General features: G+C 43.6%; 22 protein-coding genes. 9 read left to right on the forward strand and 13 right to left on the reverse strand.

Annotated features, from left to right (window positions below; translation table 11 throughout):
* Positions 1-9: 9 nt before the first annotated feature.
* The 7 genes from nuoH to ABUE30_RS03725 all read right to left on the reverse strand — a co-directional run bounded on the left by nuoH (position 10) and on the right by ABUE30_RS03725 (position 8,609).
* Positions 10-987, reverse strand: coding sequence for an NADH-quinone oxidoreductase subunit NuoH (gene nuoH / locus ABUE30_RS03695; RefSeq protein ID WP_408622315.1), 978 nt, complete (start codon positions 985-987; stop codon positions 10-12).
* A complete protein-coding gene (nuoG, locus tag ABUE30_RS03700; protein WP_408622316.1) occupies positions 984-3,707 on the reverse strand; it encodes an NADH-quinone oxidoreductase subunit NuoG in 2,724 nt (907 codons plus the stop codon). Before nuoG ends, nuoH begins: the two co-directional genes overlap by 4 nt.
* 74 nt (positions 3,708-3,781) lie before the next feature.
* Positions 3,782-5,113, reverse strand: a complete 1,332-nt coding sequence (nuoF, locus tag ABUE30_RS03705; protein ID WP_408622317.1) for an NADH-quinone oxidoreductase subunit NuoF — start codon at positions 5,111-5,113, stop codon at positions 3,782-3,784.
* On the reverse strand, positions 5,110-5,628 hold the full coding sequence (nuoE, locus tag ABUE30_RS03710) for an NADH-quinone oxidoreductase subunit NuoE (protein ID WP_408622318.1): 519 nt from the start codon (positions 5,626-5,628) through the stop codon (positions 5,110-5,112). Before nuoE ends, nuoF begins: the two co-directional genes overlap by 4 nt.
* A 2-nt stretch (positions 5,629-5,630) precedes the next feature.
* On the reverse strand, positions 5,631-7,427 hold the full coding sequence (nuoC, locus tag ABUE30_RS03715; RefSeq protein ID WP_408622319.1) for an NADH-quinone oxidoreductase subunit C/D: 1,797 nt from the start codon (positions 7,425-7,427) through the stop codon (positions 5,631-5,633).
* 45 nt (positions 7,428-7,472) lie between these two features.
* Positions 7,473-8,147, reverse strand: coding sequence for a NuoB/complex I 20 kDa subunit family protein (locus ABUE30_RS03720; protein ID WP_408622320.1), 675 nt, complete (start codon positions 8,145-8,147; stop codon positions 7,473-7,475).
* 15 nt (positions 8,148-8,162) lie between these two features.
* The gene (locus tag ABUE30_RS03725; RefSeq protein WP_408622534.1) at positions 8,163-8,609 is read right to left on the reverse strand and encodes an NADH-quinone oxidoreductase subunit A; all 447 of its coding nucleotides are present in this window, start codon (positions 8,607-8,609) and stop codon (positions 8,163-8,165) included.
* A gap of 1,160 nt (positions 8,610-9,769) precedes the next feature.
* Between ABUE30_RS03725 and ABUE30_RS03730 the strand changes: the two genes are divergently transcribed.
* Positions 9,770-10,210, forward strand: coding sequence for a MarR family winged helix-turn-helix transcriptional regulator (locus ABUE30_RS03730; RefSeq protein ID WP_408622321.1), 441 nt, complete (start codon positions 9,770-9,772; stop codon positions 10,208-10,210).
* Between the two features lie 106 nt (positions 10,211-10,316).
* Here ABUE30_RS03730 and ABUE30_RS03735 read toward each other — a convergent pair whose 3' ends face one another.
* Entirely contained in the window at positions 10,317-12,632 is a 2,316-nt protein-coding gene (locus ABUE30_RS03735) for an FdhF/YdeP family oxidoreductase (RefSeq protein WP_408622322.1), read from the reverse strand.
* Between the two features lie 13 nt (positions 12,633-12,645).
* Positions 12,646-13,500, reverse strand: coding sequence for a formate dehydrogenase accessory sulfurtransferase FdhD (locus ABUE30_RS03740; protein ID WP_408622323.1), 855 nt, complete (start codon positions 13,498-13,500; stop codon positions 12,646-12,648).
* A 349-nt stretch (positions 13,501-13,849) separates the two neighbouring features.
* Here ABUE30_RS03740 and ABUE30_RS03745 point away from each other — a divergent pair, with 349 nt between their 5' ends.
* On the forward strand, positions 13,850-14,398 hold the full coding sequence (locus ABUE30_RS03745; protein ID WP_408622324.1) for a glutathione peroxidase: 549 nt from the start codon (positions 13,850-13,852) through the stop codon (positions 14,396-14,398).
* Positions 14,399-14,448: 50 nt separating this feature from the next.
* Here the strand turns inward: ABUE30_RS03745 and ABUE30_RS03750 are convergent, their stop codons facing one another.
* On the reverse strand, positions 14,449-14,841 hold the full coding sequence (locus tag ABUE30_RS03750; protein ID WP_408622325.1) for an NUDIX hydrolase: 393 nt from the start codon (positions 14,839-14,841) through the stop codon (positions 14,449-14,451).
* A gap of 431 nt (positions 14,842-15,272) precedes the next feature.
* On the opposite strand from ABUE30_RS03750, the gene ectA reads away from it, so the two are divergent.
* From ectA to ABUE30_RS03785, 7 genes are all read left to right on the forward strand, one after another.
* Positions 15,273-15,761 (forward strand): diaminobutyrate acetyltransferase, encoded by a 489-nt coding sequence (ectA, locus tag ABUE30_RS03755; RefSeq protein WP_408622326.1) that lies wholly within the window; start codon positions 15,273-15,275, stop codon positions 15,759-15,761.
* A 51-nt stretch (positions 15,762-15,812) separates the two neighbouring features.
* Positions 15,813-17,117 carry a diaminobutyrate--2-oxoglutarate transaminase gene (gene ectB / locus ABUE30_RS03760; RefSeq protein ID WP_408622327.1) on the forward strand — a complete coding sequence of 435 codons (1,305 nt, stop codon included), beginning with the start codon at positions 15,813-15,815 and terminating at the stop codon, positions 17,115-17,117.
* On the forward strand, positions 17,101-17,367 hold the full coding sequence (locus ABUE30_RS03765) for a hypothetical protein (RefSeq protein WP_408622328.1): 267 nt from the start codon (positions 17,101-17,103) through the stop codon (positions 17,365-17,367). The genes ectB and ABUE30_RS03765 overlap by 17 nt, the downstream gene beginning before the upstream one ends.
* Positions 17,364-17,768 (forward strand): ectoine synthase, encoded by a 405-nt coding sequence (locus ABUE30_RS03770; RefSeq protein WP_408622329.1) that lies wholly within the window; start codon positions 17,364-17,366, stop codon positions 17,766-17,768. Before ABUE30_RS03765 ends, ABUE30_RS03770 begins: the two co-directional genes overlap by 4 nt.
* Before the next feature lie 47 nt (positions 17,769-17,815).
* On the forward strand, positions 17,816-19,270 hold the full coding sequence (locus tag ABUE30_RS03775; protein WP_408622330.1) for an aspartate kinase: 1,455 nt from the start codon (positions 17,816-17,818) through the stop codon (positions 19,268-19,270).
* Between the two features lie 564 nt (positions 19,271-19,834).
* Positions 19,835-20,641: a transporter substrate-binding domain-containing protein gene (locus tag ABUE30_RS03780; RefSeq protein ID WP_408622331.1), complete on the forward strand. Its 807-nt coding sequence runs from the start codon at positions 19,835-19,837 to the stop codon at positions 20,639-20,641.
* 39 nt (positions 20,642-20,680) lie between these two features.
* Entirely contained in the window at positions 20,681-21,052 is a 372-nt protein-coding gene (locus ABUE30_RS03785) for a M14 family metallopeptidase (RefSeq protein WP_408622332.1), read from the forward strand.
* Between the two features lie 439 nt (positions 21,053-21,491).
* On the opposite strand, the gene ABUE30_RS03790 is transcribed toward ABUE30_RS03785, so the two are convergent.
* The 3 genes from ABUE30_RS03790 to ABUE30_RS03800 form a co-directional block, all read right to left on the reverse strand.
* Complete coding sequence (locus ABUE30_RS03790) at positions 21,492-22,031, reverse strand: GNAT family N-acetyltransferase (RefSeq protein ID WP_408622333.1); 540 nt, start codon at positions 22,029-22,031, stop codon at positions 21,492-21,494.
* Between the two features lie 68 nt (positions 22,032-22,099).
* Positions 22,100-23,014 carry an AEC family transporter gene (locus ABUE30_RS03795; RefSeq protein ID WP_408622334.1) on the reverse strand — a complete coding sequence of 305 codons (915 nt, stop codon included), beginning with the start codon at positions 23,012-23,014 and terminating at the stop codon, positions 22,100-22,102.
* Between the two features lie 307 nt (positions 23,015-23,321).
* Positions 23,322-24,206, reverse strand: coding sequence for a LysR family transcriptional regulator (locus ABUE30_RS03800; RefSeq protein ID WP_408622535.1), 885 nt, complete (start codon positions 24,204-24,206; stop codon positions 23,322-23,324).
* Positions 24,207-24,296: the final 90 nt, after the last annotated feature.

The raw sequence follows: 24,296 nt of genomic DNA on the forward strand, positions 1-24,296 counted from the left end.
TCTCCTTATTTAACCTTGTTGAATCAATATCAACGCAGCAGTAACTAATAAATTTGCCAGCGTAATCGGAAGGCAAATTTTCCAACCAAATGACATCACCTGGTCATAACGAGGACGAGGTAAGGCGGCACGAACCAAAATAAACATCATCATAAAAAATGCAGTTTTCAGAGCAAACCAAATAACTGGTGGCAAGAAAGGCCCCTGCCAACCGCCAAAAAATAGCGTCACAATCAGAGCAGAAATAGTCACAATACCGATATATTCACCGACAAAGAACAAACCGAACTTCATCCCTGAATATTCAATATGATATCCGTCAGCCAGCTCTTGCTCTGCTTCTGGTTGGTCAAATGGATGCCGGTGACATACCGCAATTCCAGCAATGACAAATGTCACAAAACCAAAGAACTGTGGAATGATATTCCATAGATGGGCTTGATTAGCGATGATATCGGTTAATTTGAATGAGCCCGCTTTAGCCACTACCCCCATCAATGACAATCCAAGGAATACTTCATAACTTAAAGTTTGTGCCGACGCACGAATTGCACCAAGCAGTGAAAATTTATTGTTACTTGACCATCCGGCAAATAATACGCCATACACACCTAAACCTGCCATCATCAAGAAGAACAGCAACCCAATATTAAGATCAGAGACAATCCATGTTGGACTCACTGGCACAATTGCAAAGGCCAGCAACAATGCAGTGAAGGCAATCATTGGTGCCAGAGTAAATAAAAACCGATCAGCAAATGGTGGGATCCAATCTTCTTTAAAGAACATTTTGATCATATCTGCGACAAGCTGCAGTGAACCGCCCCAGCCTACTCGGTTTGGTCCATACCGATTTTGAAATAGACCCAATAGGCGACGTTCACCAAAGCTCATAAATGCACCACACGCCACCACAACCAGCAAGATGACTAGCGCTTTGGCCACTGCGATAATTGTAGCCATCACGGTGGGAGTAAAAATGCTCATGCTTGTCCCTCCAGCAATTCTTCTATCGTCTGCCCTGCCAACACTGCTGGCAATCCTTCAGTACCTAATGGCAAGCCAACAGTTCCGGGGAGCAATGCCTCACTTAATTGCAGTGGTAACTGCCATGTGCTTCCACCCCAAGAGAACTTCAGCGTTGTATTCGCCGAAACGCCTAAGGTATTCGCATCTTGCACGTTCAACGTAACGTAGTGCTGACCAGCGCGCTCTGCAATAACAGCACTGCGTTGGGATAGCTCGTCACTACCAAACAAACGATAGAGCGCAGCGACTTGCCACTGACCCGGGACCACAGTAAAAGCCGCGGGTATATCAGCAAAGTAACGAGCCGAACCACTTGCTTGGAACAGACGTACACCTGGATCACCATGGCGTAAATGCCCACCCACTTCATCTTGAAATTTGTTCCATGCTTGCGGTGAATTCCAACCTGGCGCCCAAGCAAAGGCAACTTCATTGCGATCAGCACCGGGGCTGTTATTGCCTTCCATCGAGAAAGCAAACGGCGAATCAACATCTTGTGGTTGACGTGGCTCATGCACACTAATATTGGCCCGCAGCGCAGTACGACCACTATAACGATGAGGTGAACGCGCTAGTTTTTGACCTCTAACGCGATAATCAGCATTAAAATCACTATCAACCATCGCAGCAAGATACGGGAATTCTCTCACCAATTCAGCGATCACATGATCAAGCGTTCCCCAATCGGAGACTTGACCACGATTGAGCACATCAATTTCATGCAACCAGCGCCAGCTGTCTAATATCACAGCATCGGGACGATAATAACTGGGTTCATAAACTTTGAAAAATCGCTGTGCGCGGCCTTCCAAATTGACAACAGTTCCATCGCCTTCAACAAAACTAGCCGCCGAGAGTAATAAATTAGCTTGCTCGGCTAAACGATGCTGCTGATGATCGACCACAATCAGCTCTTCTAACTGGCTTAATGCCTTATCAAGGCGCGCTGCAGGTAAACGCTGATAGAGGTCATTTTCTAATACAACCGCGGTATCGGCATCATCAGCGATGGCATCCAATGCATCGTCTAATGATTTAGCACCTAATAATGTCAAGCCAATGCTATTCACTTCACGGGCGACCAACGTTAAACCAACTTCTTTATCCCCTTGCAATTTCAGAGCTTGAGCAATATTTGCCGCCGCGTCAATTAGGGCTATCTCACCGGCTTGGCTACCACTAATAATCAGTGGTTTACGAGACTCTTTTAACGCTGATGCGATAAACTCTGCTTTTTGTTGCAATTCAGGCGCTAAATCACTCACGGCTGGCGCATTTGAGTCAATCGCATGAGCAATAGCAAAACCAAGCCGAGCTTGATCAGCTGCGGGTGCTGAATAACGCCACGCGGCGACATCATCCAAGCGTGTTTTATCACTGTGAGTGACAAACAATGGATACCGAGCATGCTGGCCAATATTTTGAATCGCGGCCATCTGCCAATCAGCTACTCGCTGAGCAGAAGCCATCTGCCGAGCTTTACCTTTTACCGCTTGGCGAATAGCTAATGCAATTCGAGCTGCAGTCTGAGTGACATCTTCACCTAAGATCACGATAGCATCGTAATCTTCCATATCATGCAGTGATGGTGTATTGATCCCACTGTGTTCAAGAATATCAACCATCCGGCGCAAACGTTGCTGTTCACCAGCTTCAATGCCGCTGAAAAAGTTGTCGACCCCAACCAACTGGCGCAGCGCATAGTTGCTTTCAAGGCTTGCTCGAGGAGAACCAATCCCAATCACTCTTTTCGCTTGTGTAAAAATACCAACGGCGGCACGAGTTGCTTGCTCTGCGTTGAGTTCTAACGAATCATCACCGCGACGTTGCATTGGGCGCTGAGGTCGTGACGCTAAATTCACATAACCATACCCAAAGCGGCCACGGTCACATAAGAAGTAATGGTTTACATCACCGTTAAAGCGATTTTCAATCCGACGTAGTTCGCCATAACGTTCACCAGGACTAATATTACAACCCACACTGCATTGCTGGCAGATGCTCGGTGCAAACTGCATATCCCATTTACGATTGTAACGGGATGAATGGGTTTTATCAGTGAATACCCCAGTTGGACACACTTCGACCAAGTTACCAGAAAACTCGTTCTCTAATGTTCCCGACTCAGTACGGCCAAAATAAATGTTGTTATTCGCGCCATATACACCCAAATCTTCGCCATCGGCGTAATCTTTGTAATAACGAACACATCGATAACAAGCGATACAACGATTCATCTCATGAGCAATAAATGGGCCCAATTCTTGATTTTCGTGAGTACGCTTACTAAACCGATATTTACGAGAACTATGACCTGTCATAACAGTCATATCTTGAAGATGACAATTTCCGCCTTCTTCGCAAACTGGGCAATCATGTGGGTGATTCGACATCAACCACTCCACAACGCTCTCGCGAAAAGCCTTTGCTTCCGCATCTTCAATCGAAATGTATGCACCATCTGCTGCTGGTGTCATACACGACATGACTAATCGGCCGCGTGTATCATCTGCGTCTTTATATTGCTTTACGGCACATTGGCGACATGAGCCAACGCTCCCTAGCGCAGGGTGCCAACAAAAGTAAGGGACATCGATACCGAGGGACAAACAAGCCTCTAAAAGGTTCTTCGCACCATCGACTTCGTAATCTTTGCCGTCTACATGAATGGTTGCCATATTTCGTATGCTTCCCATTGGCCCGCTGTTGCAAGCAGGCGTTAAACACATGAATTTTAAATTAGGTGAGCGCGCTATAACTGATTGGGTTGGATCCCTTGAATTGCGCGTAAATTAATTGCATCACCTGATATACCCGCTTCAAATTCTTCACGGAAAAACTTAATTGCGCTTTGCAGCGGCTCGACAGCCCCAGGGGCGTGCGCGCAAAACGTATTTCCCGGGCCAAGCGCGCGGCAAAGGTACTCTAATGTTTCGATATCACCGGGTTGACCCTCACCTTTTTCAATCGCTCGTAAAATTTTAACGCTCCACGGCAAACCATCACGACATGGCGTACACCAGCCGCACGATTCTCGAGCAAAAAATTCTTCCAAATTGCGCATCAACGACACCATGTTAATACGATTATCTATAGCCAGAGACAGTGCGGTTCCCATTCGACTTCCTGCTTTACCGATATGATCAAAGTCCATCGGTAAATCAAGGTGTTCCGGTAACAAAAAGTCTGTTCCAGCACCGCCAGGTTGCCAAGCCTTGAGGGTTAAACCTTGCTGCATTCCACCGGCATAATCTTCCAACACTTCACGGGCGGTCGTTCCAATAGGTAATTCCCACACCCCAGGATTATTAACCATGCCCGAAAAGCCCATCAATTTAGTACCCGCATCATCACTACCACTAGCCGATAAACCGTGATACCAATCCGAACCTCGATTTAAAATGCCAGGGACATTACAGATGGATTCAACATTGTTGACACAAGTTGGTTTTCCCCATACCCCAGACATGGCTGGAAAAGGCGGTTTAGCACGAGGGTTCGCGCGGCGACCCTCTAGTGAGTTAATCAGTGCGGTTTCTTCACCACAGATATAACGCCCTGCACCAGTATGAACAAACAGTTCAAAATCTTTGCCACTGCCTAAAATATTCTTTCCTAAAAAGCCAGCCTTATGGGCTTCATCGATCGCACGACGAAGATTCTCGGCCGCCTCAACATATTCACCACGCAAAAAGATATAACCGCGATAGGCTTTGATGGCCTGAGCGGCGATGATCATCCCTTCAACAAGAAGATGCGGCATTTGTTCCATCAACAAACGGTCTTTATAAGTACCCGGTTCCATTTCATCGGCATTACAAATCATATAACGGACATTAAGTGACTCATCTTTTGGCATCAAACTCCATTTCACGCCCGTTGGAAAGCCTGCACCACCGCGTCCTCGTAAGCCAGCATCTTTGACTTGCGTAACAACCTCTTCGGGCGATATTGCTAACGCTTTTTCAACCCCAACATATCCTTCTTGACGACGATATTCATCAAACCAAACTGGCTGACCATCATCGTTGAGACGCCAAGTTAATGGATGGGTTTCAGCATTTCGAGTGATCGATAAACTCATTGATACTGCTCCAAAATGGTTGAAAGTTCAGACGGTTTAAGATGATTGTGGGTGTGATCATCGATCATCATCGTTGGCCCTTTATCACAATTACCTAAACAACATGTTGGTAACAACGTAAAGCGACCGTCGGCAGTCGTTTCTCCAGGCTTAATGGCCAGTTGCTTTTCAAGCTCTTTGACAACGCCCTCGAAACCGGTGACATAACACACCACGCTATCGCAATAACGGATCACATGGCGACCAACTGGTTGTCGATAGATCTGACTATAAAAGGTTGCAACACCTTCTATATCACTTGCTGGTATAGCCAAAATTTCAGCGATAGCGCGAATCGCGCCATCGGGCACCCACCCATGGCTTTTTTGGACAATTTTTAGCGCTTCAATTGAGACAGAACGCGGATCCTCATAATGATGTTTTTCATGCTCAATAGCTTGAGCATCCGCTTCACTTAAGACAAAGTCATTGCCGTATTCAACTTTTACCGCAATAGTTTCATTGGGTTGTTTCATGATTAACGATCCACGTCTGACATAACAAAATCAATACTCCCAAGGTACACAATCAGATCTGAGACTAAACTCCCTCGGATCACAGAGGGTATCTGCTGGAGATGTGCAAAACTCGGAGTGCGCACCCGAGTTCGATAACTCGTCGTGCTGCCATCACTGGTCAAGTAGTAGCTATTGATCCCCTTGGTTGCCTCTATCATCTGAAATGATTCATTCGCTGGCATAACAGGCCCCCACGACACTTGTAAAAAGTGGGTAATCAAGGTTTCAATATGCTGCAATGCGCGCTCTTTAGGTGGCGGGGTAGTCAGCGGATGATCGGCTTTAAAAGGTCCCGCTGGCATATTACGCAAGCATTGATTCAGAATTTTTAAGCTCTGACGGATCTCTTCGACTTTAAGCATGACACGGTTATAACAATCACTAATGCCACCCCCAATTGGGATCTCAAAATCAAAGTTTTCATAGCCTGAATAAGGGCGCCATTTACGCACATCAAACTCTATCCCAGTGGCTCGAAGCCCCGCTCCCGTGACCCCCCACTCTAATGCTTCTTTAGCATTATAAGAGGCAACACCTTGTGAACGACCTTTAAGAACACTATTTTGCAGTGCAGCTTTTACATATTCATTAAGCCGTTTTGGCATCCAATCTAAGAACTCTTTGAGCAGTCCTTCCCAACCTCTTGGTAGATCATGAGCAACACCACCAATTCGAAACCAAGCTGGATGCATCCGAAAACCAGTGATCGCTTCCACGACATCATAGATTTTTTGCCGATCAGTAAACGCGAAAAATACGGGCGTCATTGCCCCAACATCTTGAATAAACGTTGAGATATAAAGCAAATGGCTGTTGATTCGAAATAGCTCTGAGAGCATCACTCGAATCACTTCAACGCGCTGTGGCACTTCAATGCCAGCGAGTTTTTCGACAGCAAGAATATAAGGCATTTCATTGACACACCCACCTAGATACTCAATCCGGTCCGTATAGGGAATGTAACTATGCCATGATTGACGTTCAGCCATTTTCTCAGCACCGCGATGGTGGTAGCCAATATCTGGCACACAATCTTTAATCTCTTCGCCATCAAGCTGTAAGACAATACGAAAAGCACCATGAGCTGAAGGGTGGTTTGGCCCCAAATTAAGGAACATATAGTCTTCATTTTCATTGCTACGTTCCATCCCCCACTCTTCTGGTTTGAAAGTCAACGACTCCATTTCCAGATCTTCTTTTTGCCGAGTGAGTTCAAATGGGTCAAATTCAGTCGCACGAGCAGGGTAATCTTTACGTAATGGATGGCCCTCCCAAGATTGCGGCATCATTAATCGCCGTAAATTAGGATGGCCTTTAAAGACGATCCCAAACATCTCCCACGTTTCGCGTTCATACCAATTTGCATTGGCAAAAATACTCGTAATCGTCGGCAACTCAAGACTACTCTCATCTAGAGCGACTTTGATCATCACATCACTATTTCGTTCGATCGATAATAGGTGATAAAACACGGTATAGTCAGCAGCGGGAAGCTGTTCGCGATGAGTCCGTTGACGCTCATCAACCCCATGCATGTCATACAACATTGAATACGGTTTAGACCGCGTTTTCAAAAAATGCAGACAATCTTTTATATGTTCCCGAGCAATCCAAAGTACAGGCATCCCCGTGCGGGTTGGTTGCAAATATAAAGCCTGCTCCCCGAACTGTTGCATTAGTTCGGCGACAATCGGATCATCTCGGTGATCAGTTGTTTGCCAAGGCGGATTCGCCGGCTGTGTTGCAGTGTCAGTCATCATTTATCACTATTTTGCTTAAGCCTAAAACTAATCTGAACGGCATCAGATCTCATCTGGAGTTCGTAAATTTTTCACCGCAATGCGTTCACCATGTTTACGCTCTCGCTCAGACTGCATATTAGCGCGATACACACCTTGGTCACCAACAACCCACGACAACGGTCGACGTTCTTTGCTAATCGATTCCTGCAATAATGTTAACGCTTGGATATAGGCTTCAGGCCGCGGAGGACAACCAGGAATATAAACATCGACAGGTAAAAACTTATCAACACCTTGGACAACAGAATAAATATCGTACATGCCACCTGAGTTTGCACAAGCCCCCATAGAGATAACCCATTTAGGCTCTAACATCTGGTCGTAGAGACGTTGGATAACTGGGGCCATTTTGGTAAAACAAGTTCCAGCAACAACCATAAAGTCAGCTTGACGAGGCGACGCTCGCAATACTTCAGAACCAAAACGTGCAACATCATGAGCTGCAGTAAATGCAGTAGTCATTTCAACATAGCAACACGATAGACCAAAGTTGTAAGGCCATAATGAGTTCTTGCGCCCCCAATTGACCATATCATTCAGCGCGGTGTCGAGTTTCCCCATATACACGCTGCGATGCACATGTTGATCTAATGGATCGGCGACGATTTGCTTAGTTTCTAACGGATAGCGATCATTCTCGCCATCAGGCTCTGCACGAGTGAGCGTATAATCCATGATGGGACCTCTTGGTTATTTAGGCGAACCGTCAACGGTTTTCATGATTTCAGATTGTTCAATTTGACTTCTCGAACGCTTAGGCGCCCAGTCGAGTGCTTTAGTCCGAATGAGATACACCAGACCTATTAGCAAAACGACAATAAAAATAGTGGCTTCAACGAATCCAGTCCAACCGTTTTCGCGAATACTGACAGCCCAAGCATATAAATAGAGTGCTTCGACATCAAATATGACAAAAAACATAGCAACTAGATAAAATTTAGCGGGCATTCGAAGACGAGCCGAACCCACGGAGGCAATTCCTGATTCAAATGGCGTGTTTTTATAACGAGCCTTTGCACGTCCACCTAAAAAATACCCACCTAAGAGCATCGCACCGCCTAACGCGATTGCGACCACCAGAAATATCGCGAAAGCCCAGTATTGAGCGATTACATCAATGGTTGTTGACATAGTTATGGCGCTTACAGTTTGTGGTAGACAGCATCAATCTAGCACATTCTAACGAAGCTAAATTGATACAACGATTTTTTGGGATAGCTGAGGCAAAGATGGTAATGCCTTTTGCTTACTCCTAAACATTACTCTAACTAAGTGACCACTTAATTACCTGTGCAAATTAGACAAAATAGTTTCCGCCAACTCATGCTGTTAACTATCGATTGGTCTTTTCTACTATTCGCCGTTTCCAAGTATGGTGCACAATACCACTACTCAGAGGAATACGAATACGTCAACGATTTATTGACACTGTATATCCATAAATCCTTGGAATATTTTACATCAACTTTACTCTTCTTAACATAGCTTCATCTGCCTAGCCCCGTGATAACTACAAAGAATGGGGTATATGTGATGAAAATGTTAAAATACATATAATTTTATATGCGATACACCTTAATCCCTCTAAATATAAGGGTTATCTATTTTTTTTATAGAGAAATAGGCTATATAATAATATTTATATGTGAATACCCTATAAAAAGTATAATTTTAGACGATTAAATCCTACTTTTTTGGGATCAAATATGGAAACACCTTTTTAAAAATTTTTGATCTGCATAGTTAGTTAGCTTATAGCTAGGTTCAAAATCGCTTGGTTAAAGATAGCCGTGTAAAACAAAGGGTCTATGGAATTTTTGAGCTAACAATCAAAGTTAAAAGAGTTTACAGCAACACAGTGAAGGCCAAATATCTGGTCCATAATGATCATATTTTTTTTTATATTTTTGAAATATTTGAGATTATTTAAAATGCTTTGAGCGAATTATAGACAAAAAAGTACGAAATTGCTTTTTGAGGCCAAAAAACTTCGCACTATCAACTTATTTGTCAAAAAAACATAATCATCTTCATTATTGGAGATATCGTCTATCAATTGGACTACTGCTTGGCATAATATGTTGAATATGGTACTTGTGTAGTCTAAATGAGTGCAAAAAAGTGTTATACTTGAATCATGCAACTACCTAGGTTAAGCAAAAATAATCGGAAGCAACCACCTAAGTGGTAATAATATGGCTTATTTTTTATACAAATCATAATTTTTTATAAAACAAGCCAATAAAACAACAACATCGTACACGCTGTAATATGGGAGATTTTAAGTGGTGACTGATATGAACAATGATACGGCCATTCAAAAAATAGAATATAACTTGTCATACTTAGCCAGGTGGCTGGAAGCCAATCATCGGCGGCGTAACTACCCGCTAGAACGAGCTCATTACTTATTACTTTGTTTACTCACCGAAAAATCTCCGCAGTCATCTGGCATTTTAGCCGCTCAGCTAGGACTGGATTCTTCGACTGTAACTCGCCAAATCAAAGCAATGATTGATTTACAATTGCTGCAACGCTTACCCGACCCCTGTGATCGCCGAGGATGTTTGATTAATGTCACTGCGCTTGGGGTTGAAAAGTATAATGCGATGCAAGAGATAAAACGTCATAACGTTGAAAAAATCTTCCAAGACTGGAGCCCAGAAGATAAAGAACAATTGGGTGACTTATTAGCTAAAGTAAACGAATCTATCTATAACAACTTAGATAAACTATAGACGCGCCACAACCCTGACCAAATTTGTCTTATATTAATTTGCTCAGTGATGCCATAATTGACTAGATTTTAAAAGCCCAATCAAATCTGAGAGGGCTTTTTTAGCTCTATCTCTGCACCACAACGTCTAACGAATCGTGCTCGTGACGTGTTATGATCACCGCTACTGACTTGGATGTCGGGGTTTCACTGTGATCACCAAAACTCATTAATGGAATCAATACGTTAGCTTCAGGAAAATACGCTGCAATATTTCCTTGAGGAATCGCATAAGGAATTGCCTTAAACCCCTTTATCTGACGAGTTACATCATCACTCCAAAGGGTTTTGATATCGATCTTGTCACCTTCGCTTAAGTTCAAGTTCGCCATATCGATAGGGTTGATAAAAACAACCTCTCGTTCTCCAAAGATCCCTCGATAACGGTCATCGTAGCCATAGACAGTGGTATTATATTGATCATGTGAACGTAATGTTTGCAGCACAAAAATCGGGGCATTCGTTTGAGCAATTAACTGTTTAGGGATAATTGACTCAGGCAAAATATTCGCCAAAATCTGAGCTTTGTGACTTGGAGTTTTCCAACAAAGATCACGCGCACTATTTCCCAAATAAAACCCACCCGGCCGATCTAAGCGTTGGTTGAATTGCTCAAATCCAGGAATTACAGCCTCAATAAGCTCTCGAATGCAATCATAGTTATCAGCCATAGCTTGCCAGTCAATTGGATAATGCGCCCCCAATAAAGCCTTGGCGATTCCTACAATAACAGCAGGCTCAGAGCGCATTTGGTCATCATGATGCATCTCAACCCGCCCTGACGATGCATGAACCATTGAAAAGGAGTCTTCCACTGTTATTTTTTGCTCGCCACTGGCTTGCATATCAATATCTGTACGCCCTAAGCATGGCAAAATTAATGATTCATGGCCGGGATTCACATGGCTTCGATTTAACTTTGTCGCAATATTAACCGTCAGTTGACTTCCTCGCATCGCCTGAACAATAAGAGACGTATCTGGCGCAGCAGCCACTATATTTCCACCTAAGCCAATAAATACTTTGCTTTGTCCACTACTTAAGGCGCGTAATGCTTGCACAACATTATGCCCTTTGGAAACTGGCGGCTTAAAACCACAAGCTTGCTCTAAGCTTGCTAAAAAACTCGCAGAGGGTTGCTCATTAATGCCAACTGTTCGATCGCCTTGGACATTGGAATGACCGCGAACAGGACAGAGTCCCGCGCCCGGTTTACCGATTTGTCCAAACAGTAGCTGTAAATTCACAAACTCTTGAATGATATCGACAGAATGCTTGTGTTGTGTCACCCCCATTGCCCAAGTCACTATAACGCGTTTGGCATGCTGATATATATTGGCCGCTTGTTCGAGTTGTTCCCGACTTAAACCTGATTGCTCAACAATCTGCTCCCAAGAGGTTTGTGCAACGATGGCCAAATATTCTTCCATCCCTTGTGTTTGAGCCGCGATAAATTCTCGGTCAAAAATGCTTTCACCATGTTGCTGGGCAATCTCATCACGTTCAGCTAATATTTTTACCATTCCACGAACAGCGGCCATATCACCCCCCAATTTGGGGGTGAAATAATCACTAGTCGTCGGATTCGAGTGATAGGTGAGCATTTCAAGTGGATCTTGTGGATTGGTAAAACGTTCTAAACCACGCTCTTTTAGGTTGTTAAATGCCACTACCCGCGCACCACGTTTTGTCGCATGGCTCAATGTTTCTAACATGCGGGGATGATTAGTTCCTGGATTTTGTCCGAACAAAAAAATTGCATCCGCTATCTCAAAATCATCAATGGTGACAGTCCCTTTACCAATTCCAATCGATTCAGCTAGCGCATAGCTGGTTGCTTCATGACACATATTGGAGCAATCAGGAAAATTATTCGTACCATAGCTACGTGCCATTAATTGATAGAGGAAAGCAGCTTCATTACTGGCTCGGCCAGAGGTATAAAATTCTGCCTGATTCGGATCATCCAGTGCCCGAAGCTGCTTGGCTATAAGCTCAAATGCGTTGTCCCAACTAATCGGTTCATAATGATCCGTTTCACGATTATAACGGACAGGCTCAGATAGTCGGCCTTGAAATTCCAGATAGTAATCGGTTTGCTGATTGAGCCAACTGACCGAGTGCTTAGCAAAAAAATTGCCATCGACCCGTCGACTAGTCGCTTCCCAGTTAACGGCTTTAGCACCATTTTCACAAAATCGAAAACGGCCGGGGATCCCTTTTTCACCCCAAGCACAACCCGGACAATCAAAACCATGGTCTTGGTTAGCTTTCAGCAAGTTGGAAATATTTTTAGCAACATTTTGGCTTTTGAGCAAATGAGTCGTTGTTGCTTTCAACGCGCCCCATCCCCCTGCAGGTCCTTGGTATTCTTTATGGCTCATGTAACTATCCGTCTTATCGCAATCGCCAATGTCCATGGTACACATTAAACTGGTTGCGTTTTGTAAACCCAATGAGGGTCATATTAAACTGTTTGGCCATATCAATAGCCAAACTGGATGGTGCACCGACAGCTACTATCACAGGGATCGCAGCCAACATTGCCTTTTGCACCAATTCAAAACTCACACGCCCGCTTAAAACAAGGACACACTGCGCCTGCCAGAGCGTTTGTTGGTATATGTGACCAATCAACTTATCGACGGCATTATGGCGCCCAACATCCTCAGCTAAGACGGGAAGTTGCCGATCATGCCAATACCCAGCACCATGGACGGCTCCCGTTTTGGCAAACAGAGGCTGCATCTGGCGTAATTGCTCTGGCATCGCCAATACATCATCGCCGCCCAGCCAACCAGCTTGTTCATCAAGTTTAATCGGATGTTTTAAGCATAACGATCGCATCGAGGTCATACCACAGATCCCACAACTCGACTGACTCATATAACTGCGTTGTAATTGCTGCCAATCAGGTGATACCCCTTCTTTTAAGGTCACCACCAGATGATTTGCTGCGTGACGTCCTTCAGGATCAAAGGGCTCAATTAACATGACATCATCGAGTGAATTGACAACCTGTTGCGTTAAAATAAGTCCTTGTATCAACGCCACATCATCGCCAGGTGTACGCATTGTCATACTCCACTCTCGGCGCATCGGCTCAGAAGACGCCAAGTCATACCATTGAAGACTAATTTGTAATGGCTCTTCAATAGCCACGTAGTCTTGTTCTAACTGCGCATCTTGATGGCGATTAATGCGCTGACGGTAGATACTACTTAGCCCTGGCGCATGATCATGCGTTAACATAATGTAAACATCCCGTAATTAGATAGTAGTCGATTCTATAAAACTGGTCTCGATAATAATAACTATGTCATACAACAATTGGTGTTGCTGCATGCAGTGTGCAGATGATGTTTTTTAAGGTAGATGCCTAGAAAAATTAACGAGTTTTCTTTCTTGAATGAGCATAAAATTACTCCCCTACAGCATCTCGGTCAAGTTCAATTTAGCACTCTGAATGCTGCAATAAAATTGCTAATTTGTAATCATTTATGCGCGCTAATTAACACCTCGAGCGTTATCATCTTTACTTCTAAACTTGGCATGTTATCGTGGCTGAAGATCTAATTATCCGTCCTAATGGAGAGATTTTATGAGTCAGCCTATCTCTACGATTGCATTTGACATGATTGATGGTCAAAGCAGTTCTCTTAATGATTATGCAAATAAAGTTATTTTAGTTGTCAATGTTGCATCTAAGTGTGGTTTAACACCACAATACGAACAGCTAGTTAGCTTATATCACCAATATCAAGCCCAAGGATTAGTCATTATTGGTTTCCCAGCCAATAATTTTGCTGGACAAGAGCCTGGCAGCAATGGGGAAATTGCAACATTTTGTAGCGCGACCTATGGCGTTGATTTTCCAATGGCAAGTAAAATTTCGGTCAACGGTGATGATCGCCATCCTCTGTATCAGGCTTTGATCGATGCCCAACCGAACGCAGTTCGAAATCAAAACAGTCAACTCGAACAAAAACTTACTGAAAAGGGACTTGCGTCTAAAAACGAAACAGATATCACTTGGAACTTTGAAAAATTCTTAGTCAATCGCCAAGGCGACGTGATTAGTCGTTTTGCGCCGGATATCACTCCAATTGATGAACGAATCACTAATGCAATTAAAGCCGCTATCGCTTAATTGTTTAATCATGATGTGCAGCAAATAATAGCTGCGCATCATTGTAACCGTTAATCAATCAAACCACGCTGCACAAGCCAATCAAGCACTTTTAAAGCAGCAACAGAGCAGCGGCTTTTGTCTTGACTGTTTAACCAAGCTAATTCTTCAATTTCAGCACTTGCTAACGCAGTTCCAGTTGTTTCGCCCCAATAACAAGTCAATTGCACCTCAACACCCAGAGGCTTACCATCTGCCTGCGCACGGAATACTTTTGCGGGTATAAGTGATTCAGGGTTTAATGACACACTTAATTCTTCTTGAATTTCCCGAATCAAAGCTTGTTGATCCGTTTCCCCTGATTCACGTTTGCCACCCGGTAAGTAAAACTGCGATTTACCATAAGAACGCGTTGCCAAAAAGCGTCGATTTTGAACCACAACCCATGCCAATTTATCAATCATAATAACCAAATATTCTATCGAAAGTAGATGATATATAAGTTAATTTTCGCAAATACTTAGATAAATTACGAGAAAATTGTCAACATTATTTGTTGCGATCTTCATGAAAATTTCATAAAACCCTCGCTAATACATTTATTGCTCTAACTATTTAGCATTAATTTCCTATTGTCTTTTAAGCATCAAAAAAAGCCTGATTATAGGAAATTTCACCATATTTGCCTATTTTTTTCATTTTATTACATTTTTTAATATAGTGCTTCGATCACAAAAATGATACTAGACATTAAAATTGTTTAGTGTACGATAGTTACAACACTAAGTTAAAAAACAAAATAAAAATACAACAATGTGGATTAATGGCTTGATACTTAAACAAAAAAACAAGTCATGAGATACAGATAAATAATTTGAGCAATAAGGATTTAATCATGAACGATGCGTTCATTTTTAGACAACCAACACTGCAAGATGGAATGGCGGTATACCAACTAATACAAGATTGTCCGCCATTAGATACAAACTCAAGTTACTGCAATCTGTTGCAATGTAGCCATTTTGCAGCGACCAGTATCGCGGCATTTGATGCGCATCAACACCTCGTTGGTTTTATCAGTGGCTATACGCTTGCTGATTCACCGAATACTCTCTTTATCTGGCAAGTTGCAGTGACTCGTCAGGCTCGAGGGAAATCTTTAGCGAAACAGATGCTCAATCACTTAATTGAACGCATCACTCCGCAATTCATTCACACCACTATCACCGATGATAATCAGCCATCATGGGGCCTGTTTCGCGCAATCGCTCATCAGCACAATGTGCCGTTGGCCGATAAACCCTACTTTGATAGCCAGCAACATTTTGCTGGTGCTCATCCCAGCGAACAATTGGTCATATTAGGACCTTTTCAAGCAGCTTAACCGCTCTCGCTATCTTCATTGTTAATCACTAACTGACCTTAGGAGTCACTGATGACAATTTTCGATGAAATCGAATCTACAGTACAAAGCTATGCCCGTTCTTTCCCTTGTGTTTTCCATAAAGCAAAAGGCGAGTATCTCTATGACGAACAAGGTAATAACTATCTCGACTTTTTGGCAGGAGCAGGCACGTTAAACTATGGCCACAATAACGACATTTTTAAACAACCGCTCATTGACTATATCAATGAGGATGGCATCACCCATGGGCTCGATATGCACACCCGAGCGAAAGCTGCCTTTTTAGAAAGTTTTAAAGAAAAAATTCTCGATCCTCGCAAGCTCGATATGGTTGTGCAATTTACCGGACCAACCGGGACCAACGCCGTTGAAGCAGCCTTGAAATTAGCGCGCAAAGTCAAAGACCGCGACAACATTATTTCATTTACCAATGGCTTCCATGGCGTCACGCTTGGCGCTCTGAGCACAACTGGTAATTCCCATCACCGCGGCGCTTCAGGTGTCACTATGGGAGGAAATAGCCGTATGCCATTTGATGGTTACATGGGCGACGGCATCGATACTACGCAATATCTAGATAAAGTCTTAAGCGATCCAAGTAGTGGTGTCGATAAACCCGCTGCGGTGATTGTCGAAACTGTTCAAGGTGAAGGGGGTATTAATGTCGCTAGTATGCAATGGCTTAAAGCACTGGAAACCGTCTGCCGCCGTCACGATGTTTTGTTGATTGTCGATGATATTCAAGCTGGCTGTGGTCGAACTGGCACCTTCTTTAGCTTTGAACCGGCAGGGATTCAACCCGATATGGTGACCCTATCAAAATCAATTTCTGGCTATGGTGTGCCATTTGCTCTGCTGTTACTGCGCCCGGAATTAGATCAATGGAAGCCTGCAGAACATAACGGTACGTTCCGCGGCAACAATATGGCTTTTGTAACAGGTAAAGTTGCAATTGATCACTACTGGTCAAATGATGGTTTCGAGCAAGAAATTCGCCGTAAAGGCGACATTATAGGTCAGCGCTTGGAACATCTTGCAACAACCTATGGTGAAGGCAATTTCACAGCCAAAGGCCGTGGAATGTTCCGTGGCATTAGCTGTGTCACAGGTGAATTAGCGGGGAAAATAACCCGTCGCGCATTTGAGAAAGGGCTGATTATTGAAACCAGCGGCGCGGATAATGAAATCATCAAGTGTTTATGCCCACTGACCATAAGCGAAACAGCGTTAAATCATGGCTTAGATATTCTCGAAGAGTCAATGCAAGAAATTTGTTCGAAGACAGAACAGATCCCTGAGGGGAAAGAGTATTTTGAATATGACATTGCAAGCTAACGAACAGGCCATGCTGCAGGTTGCCGCTGGTGAGCGGCGCTTGCTCGAACCGACGAAAAAGACCGTGATATTATATTGTTATCAAGGCCAGAGCATGATTCGCCGTGACTCACAGCCCCGTCGCCAAAGCTTATATGCAGGTGACCATTGTCTTATCGACAAAGATGAAGCTGCCACAATAACCGGCTGCGAGCCAACTCTATTGGCCGTTGTACCAACTTCTATCAATGACGAAGAGGAAAATCAATGATTGTACGTACACTTCAAGAATGTGAACAAAGTAACCGCCGTATTGTTTCGCCCGACGGCAACTGGGAAAGCACGCGGATGCAGCTCAAAGAAGATCAAACGGGTTATGCATTCAACATTACGACCATTTATGCGGGAAAAGATTTTTTCCTGCATTATAAGCGCCACTTTGAATCGGTGTATTGCATCAGCGGTCGCGGTGAAATTGAAAGCAAAGTCGATGGTAAAGTTTATCCAATTACTCCCGGTACTTTGTACATTCTCGATCAACACGATCCACACATGTTGCGCGCTTTCGAAGAACTTAAACTGGCTTGTGTGTTTAATCCGCCCCTCACTGGCCGTGAAGTTCACAATCCAGATGGTTCTTATGATCTAGAAGCCGCTCCAATTGAGGCTTAACATCATCATTATCGAAGCGAAATTACAGTAATAAGAGGAGCCCCCCGGTGGCCAAACAACATCATCTGACGGTTGAAAAAATTGGTGGAACATCCATGAGTCGTTATGACTCAGTTCGCGATAACATCATTCGCCGTTCAGGTCGCAGTAAACCACCCTATCATCGCATCCTCGTGGTGTCGGCTTATGCCGGCATCACTGACCGTTTATTGGAACATAAAAAAAGTGGTCAACCCGGCATCTATGCACTTTTTGCTAATGGGCGCCAAGATGATAGCTGGCAAGACGCATTACGACAATTAGATATCGAAATGCAACAAATTAATGCAGAGCTATTTGCTGACGACTCAACCTTGTGCGACGCAGCTAATGCGTTTATGAGCAACCGTTTGACGCGCGCACGACACTGCCTTGAGGATTTGGAAAATCTTTGCCGACACGGACATTTCTCACTGGCTGATCATTTAGCGACGGTACGCGAGATGCTTGCCAGCCTTGGTGAATCACATAGTGCGTGGAATATGGCAGAACGACTTAAAAACGATGGCATTAATGCTCGATTTGTCGATCTAACGGGTTGGCAAGACGATGCGGAACAAAACCTTGATGAGCGAATAAAAAGTGCATTTGATGATATTGATTTGGCCAATGAACTGCCCATTACGACCGGTTATGCTCACACGCAAGAAGGGTTGATGTCGACATTTGATCGCGGTTATAGCGAAATGACGTTTAGCCGAATTGCCGTCATGTTTGAAGCGGATGAAGCGATCATTCATAAAGAGTTCCATCTCAGCAGTGCCGACCCTCGCGTCGTCGGTACCGATAAAGCGGTTCCAATTGGTCGCACCAACTATGATGTGGCTGACCAGTTAGCAAACTTAGGAATGGAGGCAATTCATCCTAAAGCAGCTAAAGGATTACGCCAACATGACATTCCTCTGCGAATCAAAAATACCTTTGAGCCTGAACATACGGGTACGTTAATCACCCGTGACTATGTCAGTGAAAAACCCTGTGCTGAGATCATCGCAGGCACACAAGGCTTATATGCACTGGAAGTCTATGATCAAAATATGAGTGGCAATCATATTCATTATGATCTTGAAATTCTAAAACAATTAGCACGGTTTAACATTCCAGTGATAGCCAAAGATACCAATGCCAATACAATTACCCACTATATTAGTGCAAGTTTGAAAATCATTAAGAGGGTACGTCGCGCGCTTGAAGAACATTTCGATGAAGCCATTATTGATCAACAGCAAGTTGCCATGGTATGTGCTATCGGTAGCGATCTTCGTGTCCCAGGCATTTTAGCGAAAACTACACAATGTTTGGCTAATCATCAGATTCAAATCAAAGCCGTTCATCAATCCCCACGCGAGGTGGATATCCAATTTATTATCCACCAAAATGACTACCACAAAGCGACCCAAAGCTTGCATCAATGTTTGGTCGAAATTCACGACCACGGTCGCGCTATCTGTTTAGCGTCATAACCTCATGACTCGTAAATTTTGTCCCGTAATTAAAAAACCACCCTTTCTTTTTAATTACGGGGTTGTCGTTTGTTGGTGATCCACTAGAAACTTTAGGTAACCAGACCGGTATCGACGCTTTACATCGGGGCAGCGAATTAGACACACGCTTCTTTCTCCTATAACACCACTCTAGAAAAATAGTTGAGCGTGCTTTATAGCCTAACACTAACCAATCTAACCCAAATCATTAGGTTTACTTGCTTTGAAATCCGCAACGCTATATCGAACCTAACTCGACTTTATAACAAGTCTGTTGTAAATCTAGAACCAAACATTCAACAACTCAATGCTGCCAAAACCCCACGACTTGAGCTAGATGCGGCTGGCTCATCCTAAGTAATTGTTCTTACTATCATTCAAGTACAGGAAAAACCAATTTTTATGGCAATGACTGAGTCAGTCAATAACCGGGTCCTTTAAGTCAGGTAATCACGTCTATCCATTTTCCAATTTAGCTATTCGATGCTATGGTGTTCCATCCATTATTTACAGCTATTAGTGAAAATTATAAGGGAATCATCGATGGTAACATCACGTATCTCAACGTTTGTTAAAAGCAGCCTGTTAACCATACTCAGCACCCTGACATTTTCAGCACAAGCACAAATTACCCAAATTCGTTTTGCCGTTGATCCAACATACCCTCCTTTTGAATCCAAACAGCCCGACGGCAAAATAATCGGCTTTGATATCGATTTAGGGAATGCTATTTGCCGGCAAGTTGGTGCTCAATGTCATTGGGTTGAAAGTAGTTTTGATACGATGATCCCCGCCTTAAAAGCGCATAAATTTGATGCCATTCTCTCTGATATGGGGATCACGGAAGCACGTTTAAAACAGATCAACTTTTCTATTCCAATCTACAATACTCCCATTCGCTTGGTTACACACAAAGGGAAACATCTAGAACCCAACGCTAAGTCTCTGCTTGGCATGCGCATCGGTGTTGAACAAGGCACGGTGCAAGAAACCTATGCCAAAGCGAAATGGCAGCCCCATGGGGTCGATGTGGTCATTTATGCCGATCAGTCACAAGTGGAATCAGATCTATTATCCGGGCAGATTGACGCTTTATTGACTGATGCAGTGCAAGCCAAAATTGGCTTTTTGTCTCAACCTCGCGCCAAAGGGTTCGCCTTAACAGGTCAGCCAATTCCCTCCAAAGGATTGGTCGGGCCAACCGCTATCGGCCTGCGTAAAAACGATACACAACTTAAAGCAGCGATTGATAATGCCTTAATAACACTTGCTCAAAATGGCACACTTCAAAAAATTCAGAAAAAATATTTCGAGACCGATATCATCGTGATCCCTCAACAGCACCGATAATCACCCTTTGTCTACACGGTGGCTTCACAGGAATATCTTATGCACCAACCAAAGCCTATATTCAAGCATCAATTACATGATGAATTGCCCGGAATGGTGGTTGCTTGGTCCCTTAAGCAGCAGCTAATTAAAAGTAGCCAGCTAGTCCCCTCAATCACCGTTATCCCTGCGGTTAACCCGATTGCTTTAAACCAGTTTCAACAAGAGATGCATCTGGTGCGCTTTGAACAAACTAGTGGTCAGAATTTCAATCGTCACTATCCCGTCTTCAGCCCAACCTTAGCGCGGCAGTTAAAAGATCAATTTAGCGGCGATGCATCTTCTAAGCAAATGCTGATCCGCCAAACCTTAGCAACACGGCTCAAAGCCTTAAAGCCAGTGACTGAATTAGACTCACTGCGAGCCACATGACTCTACTTGGCACATGATGCCGACTCATGTTGGACCTGCATTGTAATTGGCAAGCTAGCGCCCATTTGTACACCATTCCACAGGCATAGCCAGATATCGAACCTTTGGCGCGTTATTTAGGGACTGAGGTCCAATTACTCGCAGAGATTTCAAGCGGTAAACCTTTTGATGAAACCTGCTATGAACCATGACGCTATTTCAAACAGCATTGTGGGCAAAGCTACCCTATTCCGTTGGGCCTTAAGCCGGTCACCATTGAACTGCGGGGAGTGACAGATGTGAATCAGCTATAACAAGGTATAAGAGCAATCAAAAAAAAAGAGTGTCACGTGCGACTATTCAATTTGGCAGAGCGTATGCAAACAGGCCACTCAAAATCGGGTACATCGAATGATGCTCAAATCTAAGACCCAGCCCGTAGAGCCCCAAATAGCTTATATCAACAACTGCAAGGATAATTTGTTAGATCAATCCAGTAGCGCGCAATACATCTTGATAAAACGGGACCAAATATCATATTTTCCAATTGTCCACCATTGTTCTCAATCACTTTGCGCGAAGCAATATTATCCTGATCGGCCGTCACTAATACTTTGCTAAAGCCCTTTTCTCTCGCTTTTACTAGCACAAGCTTCAACATCAATGATCCATTCCCTTGGCGCCGAGCACTCGGCATCATATCGTAACCAATATGCCCACCCTCTTGGTATAAGAAGTCATTGTCAATACGATGACGTAAACGAATACACCCCAAAAGATGCGAGCAGTGATTATCCACCAACCAATAATGGTCACTCGGGACATACCCTGTACGCAAATTAATCCCATTTGCCTCATTATCGAGCTGATGAATATAGCTTGCATAATCATGATGCCCAAGGCGATAACGCTCAGCATTCATCGCATCATGGCGAATATAATCATCATAAAATGCATCAAATGCGTTTTTAAGTGCTAATGTCGGAACAATTAATTTCATCGTCATCGCTTAGATTCTGCCTTCAACAGTGCGTTTATTCACATGTCCATTCAACGAGTGATAAAATACTACCCGCCCCAAAAAGCCGTTAATGACAGCATGATCGGTAGCGTCACTAAACTCGCTAACGTCGAGAGCGTTAAGCTCTTGCATGGGAAGCTCGTATCTTTGCCGGTCAGTTGGGCAAATAGAACCGACATTCCAGCAACAGGACAAGCAGCCAGCACCATGGCAATCATCAACAAAGAACCATGCAAGCCAAACATCAATAACACCAATAAGGCGACAAAAGGAAATAACAGATTGCGCATCAGCACACTGATCCAGGCATAACCGCTTAACCAGATGGTTCGCAGTTGAATTTGGGTCATAGCCGCGCCCACAACGATCATCGAGATAGCCGTGTTCATATTTGCAATATACCCTAAGGTCGAATAGAGCGGTTTTGGCAATTTAATAGACAAAACAAAAAAGCAGATCCCAACCAAAGAAGCGACCGTATTTGGATTAGATATCACTTTAAGCAATGAATGGCGGTCAAATTTTCCGGTATAGATAACAACACCGTGCGTCCAAACAAACAACCCGTTCACCGCAATATATACTGAGCCGTAAAATACCCCTGCATCCCCCATCAATGCCGCTACTAGAGGGATCCCCATAAAGCCACAATTGGAATACACTGCGGTAAATTGCATCGGCATCACCAGATTAGACTGTCTGATAGTTTTTCGATTCAATAAGACTTTACTTAAAAAAATGTACAATAGATGAATGCCGGCTGAAGTTAAAAACATCAGCAAAAATTGATCCAACATGCTCTCTGAAAATGGTGTTTGAAACGCCTTTAAGATCAAGCATGGCATGACGATATAACACAACAGCCATGTCAATTGTTGAAATGTTGGCGCGCTAAAAACTTTATATTTAGCTAAACCGAACCCCAACCCCATTAACAAAAATAACACGCTAATTTGATTCATCATTACATCAAGATGCATAAACAATGATCACTAGAATGAAAAATAATAAGATACTCGATATTGTACATGGATAATTTGTTTTTATGCGATCATTTATAAAGAGATCGAAGCTTATCTTGACAGCTCACAAACCATGCCTTGCTTTGTCACTGCCCACGTGTGAAGTACCACTGAAATTACGGGGTAAAAAATACGTGTCAAAGCACGACGCAATTGGAGGACAATTCAGAGAGATGAGCGCACCTGCAACTTAGCAATGTCGCTCGTATTGGCGGGTGAAACCGCTAACGCTGAACTTTCATGGTTATCACACTAAAGCGGCCGTTTGCTGTTTTAAGAACTCTAATAACTTTTGTGTCATCACACTTTGTTGGCGATGCTGTGGGTAAACGACGTGAATATCTAACAGCGGTGGGCGAAATTCATCGAGAACGGTCACCAACGCGCCCGAAGCAAGTGACTTTGCAACAATGAACTCAGGTAATAACGTGATTCCAAGACCTGCTACAGCAGCGTGCGCTAATGTCTCGCCATTATTAGCAACCATTGGCCCACTCACGCTATATAGTTTAAGCTGCCCTTCAACGCACAAGTCCCAGTTCATCTGAGTTTTTAAGCCAAAACGCAAACAACTATGCTGCAACAACTGCTCAGGTGATGTCGGAACGCCACAGCGCCGAATATAATCAGGGCTACAACATAAAACTCGATTGAGCTTACCTAAGTGCCGAGCAATTAAAGTTGAATCAGCCAAACGGCCAACTCGAAGTGCCAAATCAAACCCTTCACCGATAACATCGACATAGCGATCAGCAAGCTCCACTTGGCAAGAGACGCCCGCATTTTCTCTGAGAAATTGACAGATAATTGGTGAGAGGTGACTCATTCCATACGACATTGGCAGACTAATTTTAAATGAACCATGTAATTGCTGGTTCTGAATAGACATAGCCTGTTTCATCTGATCAATGTCATCTAAGATCTGCTCGGCATGGGTTTTAAATCGCTCACCGGCTTCGGTAATCGACAGCTTACGAGTATTGCGCACGAACAGCTGTACATTCAGTGATGCTTCAAGCGCCGCTACTCGTCGACTGACATATTGCTTAGATAACATCAGTTGTTCACTGGCTTTCGTAAAGCGGCCGACTTGAGCTACCGCCAAAAAAATTTTCAGATCATCTATTTGCATCGCTAATTCAGTGTCTACTAAATGGTGACGGTTATTCACAATAATAGCTCATTAATCGTCAAATTTGTTTACTGAATAATAAAACTGCGC

It is taken from the genome of Celerinatantimonas yamalensis (genome assembly GCF_046054155.1).
In the GTDB taxonomy this organism is placed as follows: domain Bacteria; phylum Pseudomonadota; class Gammaproteobacteria; order Enterobacterales; family Celerinatantimonadaceae; genus Celerinatantimonas; species Celerinatantimonas yamalensis.